The organism is Micromonospora sp. NPDC007271 (assembly GCF_040634005.1).
GTDB lineage: Bacteria > Actinomycetota > Actinomycetes > Mycobacteriales > Micromonosporaceae > Micromonospora.
In genome coordinates this window covers 36321-44135 of sequence record NZ_JBEYER010000026.1, presented here as the reverse complement: position 1 = coordinate 44135, position 7815 = coordinate 36321, and the positions used below count along the sequence as shown (strand labels likewise).

Below are 7815 nucleotides of genomic sequence, written 5' to 3'. Positions count from 1 at the left end.
CGTTTCCTGGCCCGTCGTTTCCTGGCCCGTCGTTTCCTGGCCCGTCGTTTCCTGGGCCGTCGCTGGTCGCGCCGCCGGCCGCCGAGCCGGTCGGGCCGGGTGCCGGGCTGACCGTCAGCGCCTCGACGGGAGCGGGTGCCGGCAGGTCCGACCGGGCTGGCAGCGGCAGGGCTTCGCTATTCGGCGGCGTCGCCGAGCCGGCCTCCGTCGATTCGGGCACCGGTGCCTCGGCGGCCGGCTCGCCTCCCGAGCTGATGAACCGCTGCGGTGGCTGCGCCCACGGCGACTCGTTCCGGCCGCCCGCCGGGTCCCCCGTCACGGCGGTGGGCGGGGAAGTCGCCGGATCGCTGGCCGTCGTGCCCTCGGTTCGCGGGGAAGTCGCCGGACCGACGGCCGCTGCCTCCTCGGTCGTCCGCTCGGAACTGCCCGCTTCGCCGCGCTGCCCCGCCTCGCCGCCCGGATCCGCCGCCGGGCTGTCCGGGCTGGGCACCGGGTGGTCCAGGGTGAACGGCAGGTCCAGGTCGACCGGAGGATGCGCCGCGCGGGGCGCGGATGCCCTGTTGCCGGTACCCGGTGGTGTCTGGTCGGGGGCCGGTCCGGCGGCCGGGTCGACCGGCTGCGGCGCGGGCGGCCAGGAGGGCGCCGGGGGTGTGCTCGTGGCGGGCGGGGCGGGCCAGGCCGACGCTGCCGGCTGGGGTGCCGCCCAGGGCGGGACGGCGGCGGTCGGGTCGGTCGGATCCGGCGGCCAGAGTGGTTCGATGTCCCGCTCGGGCACCTGCGGTTGGCCCGGCACGTGGGCCCGGTCGGCGTTCTCGTGCACCACGGTTCCTCCCCATTCCTCCCGCCGAGGATAGGCCGTCCGGTTCGCCGGACGGTCCGACCGGATCGACGGAGGTCAGGCCGCCCACACCGCCCAGGCTCCCGGCTCGGTCCACCAGGACCGCTTCCGGTTCAGCTCGCCCTCGACGCCGTCGTCGAGGAAGGGCACCTTCTCGTCGCGCGGCACCACCGCCACCGCCCGGCCCCGGGCCCGGCGCACCTCGAGTCGTACCCGCTTCCTGCCGAGTGCGGACCGGGTGACCACCGGCACGGCCACCGCCACCTCGACCCGGCCGTCGGTCGGGTCCGGGTCGGCCAGCAGCGCCACGTCGTCCAGGCGGGCGTACCCGCCGGCGTTGCCGATCACGCAGGCCATGATCGGGTCCTCGCCCTCGGAGAGGATCGTGCCGTCGACCTCGACCCGGGCCCGCCAGTGCAGCGGGCGGCCCGCGTCGTCGGCCGCGCCGAGCAGTGCGCCGTCGAGGGTGACCGAACCGCCGTCGTTGCGCAGCAGGTCGAGCCGGCGGACCGTGCCGTCCAGCACCGCGGCGGCCACCGCCGCCGGGTCGCGGGGCAGCCCGAGCTGCCCGGCCAGGTCCCGCGCCGCACCGCTGCGGGCCGGGTCGAGCGGGAGTACGCCGATCGGGGGCAGGTCGGGGACGGTCCGGTTGTCGGGCAGGTCGGCCGGGCGGCGGCTGGGCGGCGGAGCGTACCGCCGGACCAGCCGGCGCAGGACGGCGCGCAGCTGACCGTCGCTGGCCGTGGCGACGACCAGCCGGGTCTTGCTGTCCGGGTCCGGCCAGGTGAGGCCGTCGGGGCGCGGCGCCCCGTCGAGGCGGGCCAGCACCTCGTCGATCTCGGCGTCCGAACGGGCGGTCACCGTCTCCACCCGGGCGCCTCGCGCGGTCAGGGCGTCCGCGCAGGCCAGCACCGGTACGCGCGGCGTCTCGCAGCGCTCCGCGGGCGCGGCGCCGGTGGTCTCGTCGGCGCCACCGCAGCAGGCTCCACCACTGCCGCATCCTCCACCGGGCGTGTCCCGCTCCGAGCCGAGGGTGAGCAGCACCACGTCGTACACGAAGGAGCCTCCTGCTTCTCGACGAACCCCTGCCGGTCCCGCCGTCCCTACTTGTTAGCCTGACACCCCGGGCTCGCTGACCGGTCGCCACCTGGCACCCGAGCCTTCTGGAGGCGGAGAAGATGCCAGCGATCGTGCTCCTCGGCGCCCAGTGGGGCGACGAGGGCAAGGGCAAGGTTACCGACCTGCTGGGCGGGCGGGTCGACTACGTGGTGCGCTACTCCGGCGGCAACAACGCCGGCCACACCGTGATCACCCCGGACGGGCAGAAGTACGCACTGCACCTCATGCCGTCCGGCGCGCTCTCGCCAAGCGCGATGATCGTGATCGGTAACGGCGTGGTGGTCGACCCGAAGGTGCTGCTGGAGGAGATCGACGGGCTCGCCGCGCGGGGCGTGGACGTCTCCCGGCTGCGGATCTCCGGCGACGCGCACCTGATCATGCCGCACCACCGGGCGCTGGACCGGGTGGTCGAGCGTTACCTCGGCTCGTCCCGGATCGGCACCACCGGCCGCGGTATCGGCCCGGCGTACGGGGACAAGGTCGCCCGGATGGGGATCCGGCTCCAGGACCTGCTGGACCCCGGCATCCTGCGCAAGAAGCTGGAGCTGGCGCTCCGCGAGAAGAACCAGGTGCTGTTCAAGGTCTACAACCGCAAGGCGATCGACGTCGACGCGACGATCGAGGAGTACCTGGGCTACGCCGAGCGGCTCAAGCCGTACATCGCGGAGACCCGGGTGATGCTCTGGGACGCGCTGGACCGCGGCGAGACGGTGCTGCTGGAGGGCGCCCAGGCCACCATGCTCGACATGGACCACGGCACCTACCCCTTCGTCACCTCGTCGAACCCGACTGCGGGTGGGGCGTGCGTGGGCGCGGGCATCCCGCCGACCGCGATCAGCAGGGTCATCGCGGTGAGCAAGGCGTACACCACCCGGGTGGGTTCGGGTCCGTTCCCGACCGAGCTCTTCGACGACAACGGCCAGCACCTGCGCAAGATCGGCCACGAGTACGGCACCACCACCGGCCGGGAGCGCCGCTGCGGCTGGTTCGACGCCGTCGTCGCCCGGTACGCCTGCCGCCTGAACGGCGTCACCGACCTGGTCATCACCAAGCTGGATGTGCTCACCGGCCTGCCGAAGGTGCCGATCTGCGTCGGGTACGAGATCAACGGCGAGCGCTTCGACGACATGCCGATGACGCAGACCGACTTCCACCACGCCACCCCGATCTACGAGGAGCTGGACGGCTGGTGGGAGGACATCACCAAGGCCAGGACGGAGGACGAGCTCCCCGAGAACGCGAGGCGCTACATCGCGAGAATCGAGGAACTCTGCCGCACCCGCGTCAGCGTTGTCGGAGTGGGCCCCGGCCGCGAGGAAAACGTCCTCCGCCACCCCCTCCTCTAACCCCAACCCCGAGAGCCCTTGTTGATCAAGGGGTTTGCGTCTGTCCAGCCCCGGATTCAGACGCAAACCCCTTGATCAACGTGGCGGAGAGGGGGCTTGTCCACAGGTGGTGAGGTGGTTGTCCACAGGGGCGGCGGGGTAGCCGCGGGTGGCGGCAGCCTGGGTGAGTGGCTGATCTCGATCTTTTGAACCGCATTGCTGCCCGACAGGGCGGCGTGGTGACGGCGGTCCAGGCGTTGTCCGCGGGCTTCAGCCGGGGCCAGATCCGCCATCTGGCCAGGTCGGGGCGCTGGATCAGGGTGGCCCGTGGCTGCTTCGTGCCAACCCCTGAGCTGGACGTGACGACCCTGCGACTGGCGCGGATCCGTGCGGCGGTGAGCAGCCTCGGGCCCGGTGCGGTCGTGGTCCTCGACACGGCCGCCGGACTGCACCGCATCGGAGGCCTGAGGCCGACGTCCGCGATCCACGTGTCGGTGCCGATCGACTGTCCCCGCCCACAGCGCCCCACCGATCCGGATCTCGTGGTGCACCAGCTGACTCTCGAACCGAACGATGTCTCCAGCCTCGCCGGCATACCGATAACCACCCCGATCCGGACCGTTGCCGACGTCATCCTCCGGGTCGATCGGTACGCGGCGGTCTGCGTCCTCGATTCGGGGCTCAATCGCCGGCTGCTCACCGAGACGAAGCTCTCGGCCATCCCGAGCCTCATCGCGCGCCGCCGTGGAGCGGTGGCGGCCAGACGATGCCTGGCCGAGGCGGACGGCCGGGCGCAGTCGCCGCTTGAGACGCGCGTCCGGCTGAGGTGCGTGGACGGCGTTGTCCCACCTGATGCACTGCAACTCGAGGTCCGCGACGAGGACGGCTATCTGCTCGGTGTCGGAGATCTCGGCTGGCGGCGAGCTCGGGTGATCGCAGAGGCCGACGGCAGGGATCCACACCGCACGCCCCAGGCGGTCTACGAGGATCGCGTCAGGCAGAACCGACTGGTCAACGCCGGCTGGACGGTCCTCCGCTTCACCTGGTCCGACACCCTCCGACCCGACTACATCCCCGAAACGGTCAGACAAGCCCTCCGCCGGGCCCGACCGTCGTGAGTTGACCAAGGAGTTTGGGCCGCCGGAAAGGCGGAAATGAGACGCAAACTTCTTGATCAACGAGGGTGGGGTGGTGGGGCAGTAGGATGCGGGGTCGTGCGGGTTTTGCTTGTGGGGGGTGGAGGGCGCGAGCACGCACTCGCGCTCGGGTTGGCCGGTGATCCGTCCGTCGAGGCGTTGGTCGCGGCGCCGGGGAATCCGGGGATCGCGGCGGTGGCCGAGCTGCGGGACGTGAACGTCACCGACCCGGCAGCCGTGGCGGCGCTCGCGGTCGAGGTGGGCGCCGACCTGGTGGTGATCGGGCCGGAGGCGCCGCTGGTGGCCGGGGTCGCCGACGCGGTACGCGCAAAGGGCGTCCCCACGTTCGGTCCGTCGGCGGAGGCGGCCCGGCTGGAGGGCTCGAAGACGTTCGCCAAGGACGTGATGACCGCCGCCGGGGTGCCCACCGCCCGGGCGTACACCTGCACCGATCCGGAGAGTGCCGGCCGGGCGCTGGACGAGTTCGGGCCGCCGTACGTGGTGAAGAACGACGGGCTGGCCGCCGGCAAGGGCGTCGTGGTGACCGGCGACCGGGCGGTCGCCCAGAAGCACGCACAGGAGTGCGGCCGGGTGGTGATCGAGGAGTACCTGGCCGGCCCCGAGGTCTCCCTCTTCGTGGTCACCGACGGGGAGGCGGCCCTGCCGCTGCTGCCCGCGCAGGACTTCAAGCGGGCCGGCGACGGCGACACCGGGCCCAACACCGGCGGCATGGGGGCGTACGCGCCGCTGCCCTGGGCACCGCCCGGCCTGGTCGACGAGGTGATGCGCGACGTCGTGCACCCGACGCTGGCCGAGCTGCGCCGCCGGGGCACGCCCTTCGCCGGCCTGCTCTACGTGGGCCTGGCGATCACCGCCGCCGGCCCCCGGGTGATCGAGTTCAACGCCCGCTTCGGCGACCCGGAGACCCAGGTCGTCCTCGCGCTGCTGGAGACGCCGCTCGCCGGGCTGTTGCACGCCGCCGCCACCGGCACCCTCGCCGCGCACCCGCCGCTGCGCTGGCGCGACGGCGCGGCGGTCACCGTCGTGGTGGCGGCCGAGGGGTACCCGGCGGCACCGCGTACCGGCGACGTGATCACCGGCGCGGACCGCGCCGGGATCATCCACGCCGGCACCCGCCGCGCCGCCGACGGCACCCTGCGCTCCGCCGGGGGCCGGGTCCTCTGCGGTACGGCCACCGGTCCGGACCTGGCTGCCGCGCGGGACGCCGCCTACGCCCTGCTACGCGATGTCGAGCTGGCCGGCTCGCACCACCGCACCGACATCGCCGCCGCCGCGGTGAACGAACAGGTCACGATTCCGGCCTGACCGGGCAACCCGGCTGCCCCTCGCCTCCGTTTCACACACGGTGGACCGGCTGACGGGGGTGCTGCGCGGGGCGTTGCGGGACGTGATGCCACCAGACGTCACCGTCCGGGCGGTGCTGCCCGGCTGCACCGACCCGCGGTTCCAGTACCAGCCGAGCTACCGCAGGTACGTTGCGAGCGGCCGCCTGGCGCGCGGCGCGGAAGAGGGCTTCCTCACGGTGGACCTGCGCCCGACCGCGGCGGACGCGGCTGCGGACTGCGCCACCCTGACCGGAGATTCGAAGCACTGCACGAGGACCGAGCTGGCCGATGGCGGCGTCCTTCTGACCAGTGCGGTGCCGTACGGGGTCGAAAGCGTCGCCCAGCTCTCGGCGATCCTGGTACGACCGGACGGCACCATGGTCAGGGCGATCACCGCCAACGCGGGCACCGGGCCGGACGGGGGTGCCCCCCGGCGCACCGCGGAGCAACCGCTGCTCACCACCGCGCAGCTGGCGGCGCTGGCCCGGACGGCCGGGCTGACCCTCTACCCCTGAGCGGTCGCGATCGAGCGGTTCAGGAGCGGCGCCGGGGTGCGGCTGATGATCCGGTCGAGGAGGTTCGCCGTCGCCCGCTCGATCCGGTCGTCCCGGTGGCCGGGGCGGTTGAGCGCCATCGTCCAGTGCAGCGTCCCGCTCGCGAAGACGAGGGCACCCTGCGGTGTCTGGTAGAGATGGGTGTGCTGCACGGCGGGCCGCCCCGAGCGGGTCCGGTACGGCGAAGCGCTCAGGGTGGTCGCGGTGACGTTGACCGGCCGGGGGAAGGCCGGATCGATGCCGTCGGCCTCCCGGCCGACCACCCCGGGGATCCGGTCCCCGTCGGCGACCCGGGTGCCCGCCCAGAACCAGTGGTTGGCTTCCCGGACCACCAGCGGAGCCGCGGTGCGGACGATGCCGTTGTACTGCACCCCGAGCAGCGCCTGCTCGGCCGGGCCGACCAGCCGCCAGGTGACTGTCGGGCCGGCCTCGTCCTCGTCCGGGTCCGGCGTCACCTTGGCGCAGGCGACAACCCGGTCGGGCCGGCCGTCGTCGGCGGGCCGGACACGGACGTGCCAGTAGACGCTGTTCGCGCCGAAGTAGGCGAGGCTGACGCCGTCCGCGACCGCCCGCTCCGCCACCCGCCGCATCTCCAGCGACCAGTACTCGTCGTGCCCGCAGAACACCACGCCCCGGTGCCGGCCGGGGTCGAGCCGCCCCGAGTGCAGGTCGAGGCTGGTCGCGTAGCTGACGTCGTAACCGTTGCGCTCCAGCCACTGGATCGCGTCGTAGTCCTGGCTGAACTGGCTGGGCAGGCCGCGCCCGGCGTACGGCCGGTCGAAGGAGACCTCCCGCGCCCGTAGCGCCGGGTTGAGCCGCCCGCCCGGGTCGTATCCGTTGTAGAGGCTCTTGCCGGACACCCGGTCCGCCGGCCACTGGTTGTACGCCTGCCAGGTGGCCACCGGCAGGACGACGCAGAGCGCGGCGGCCCGCCGGTCGTCGCGTACGACGAACGGGGTGCACGCGCGCCAGCCGTCGGCGGAGGTGAAGACCGCCTGGTAGAGGCCGGAGGTCCAGTCGTCGGGCACCCGGAGGGTCCAGGACGCCGGCCAGCGGCAGGCGATCATCCCGGTCTGCGGGTCGGCGGGGGGCACCGGCCGTGCTGCGCCGTCCAGCATCGGGCTACGCAGCACGGTGCGCGCTCCGGCACCGTCGTACCAGCCGAGCCGGTGGACGGTGATCCGGAACCGGCCGGCGGGGTTGACCGCGACGTGGAAGTCGATGGACTCGCCCGGGGCGACGCTGGTCGCCGAGGCGTACCCCTGGATCTGCCGCCTCCGGTCGTCGGCGGGCCGGTCGTCGGCGGGAGGCCACCAGGGCGCGCCGGCCGCCCGGTTCTCGATCTCGATCGGCGAGGGCTGGCGGCGGACGAGCGTGCCGGCGCGGCGTCGGCCGAGGACGGGCCCGGTGCTGCCGAGCGCCGTGGCGGAGGCTCCGCCCAACAGGAGGCCGAGTGCCCAGCGCCGGCGGAGTCGAACCATCGGACAGCTCCCGGTC

The 7815-nt window shown here is 73.5% G+C and carries 6 protein-coding genes and 1 pseudogene; 4 read left to right on the top strand and 3 right to left on the bottom strand.

All coding sequences use genetic code 11. The features are described 5' to 3' along the window. Window positions 1–823: pseudogene (locus ABZ570_RS12285) on the bottom strand (hypothetical protein); the annotation flags it as partial. Between the two features lie 72 nt (window positions 824–895). Then, window positions 896–1894, bottom strand: coding sequence for a hypothetical protein (locus ABZ570_RS12280; protein ID WP_358061048.1), 999 nt, complete (start codon window positions 1892–1894; stop codon window positions 896–898). Between the two features lie 122 nt (window positions 1895–2016). On the opposite strand from ABZ570_RS12280, the gene ABZ570_RS12275 reads away from it, so the two are divergent. The 4 genes from ABZ570_RS12275 (at window position 2017) to ABZ570_RS12260 (ending at window position 6279) form a co-directional block, all read left to right on the top strand. After that, entirely contained in the window at window positions 2017–3303 is a 1287-nt protein-coding gene (locus ABZ570_RS12275; protein ID WP_358061045.1) for an adenylosuccinate synthase, read from the top strand. A 167-nt stretch (window positions 3304–3470) separates the two neighbouring features. Beyond that, a complete protein-coding gene (locus ABZ570_RS12270) occupies window positions 3471–4400 on the top strand; it encodes a type IV toxin-antitoxin system AbiEi family antitoxin domain-containing protein (protein WP_358061042.1) in 930 nt (309 codons plus the stop codon). A 96-nt stretch (window positions 4401–4496) separates the two neighbouring features. Then, window positions 4497–5744, top strand: a complete 1248-nt coding sequence (purD, locus tag ABZ570_RS12265) for a phosphoribosylamine--glycine ligase (protein WP_358061039.1) — start codon at window positions 4497–4499, stop codon at window positions 5742–5744. Window positions 5745–5784: 40 nt separating this feature from the next. Continuing rightward, a complete protein-coding gene (locus ABZ570_RS12260; RefSeq protein ID WP_358061036.1) occupies window positions 5785–6279 on the top strand; it encodes a hypothetical protein in 495 nt (164 codons plus the stop codon). Here the strand turns inward: ABZ570_RS12260 and ABZ570_RS12255 are convergent. Then, window positions 6270–7799, bottom strand: a complete 1530-nt coding sequence (locus ABZ570_RS12255; protein WP_358061033.1) for a N,N-dimethylformamidase beta subunit family domain-containing protein — start codon at window positions 7797–7799, stop codon at window positions 6270–6272. The genes ABZ570_RS12260 and ABZ570_RS12255 overlap by 10 nt on opposite strands. Between the last annotated feature and the right edge of the window lie 16 nt (window positions 7800–7815).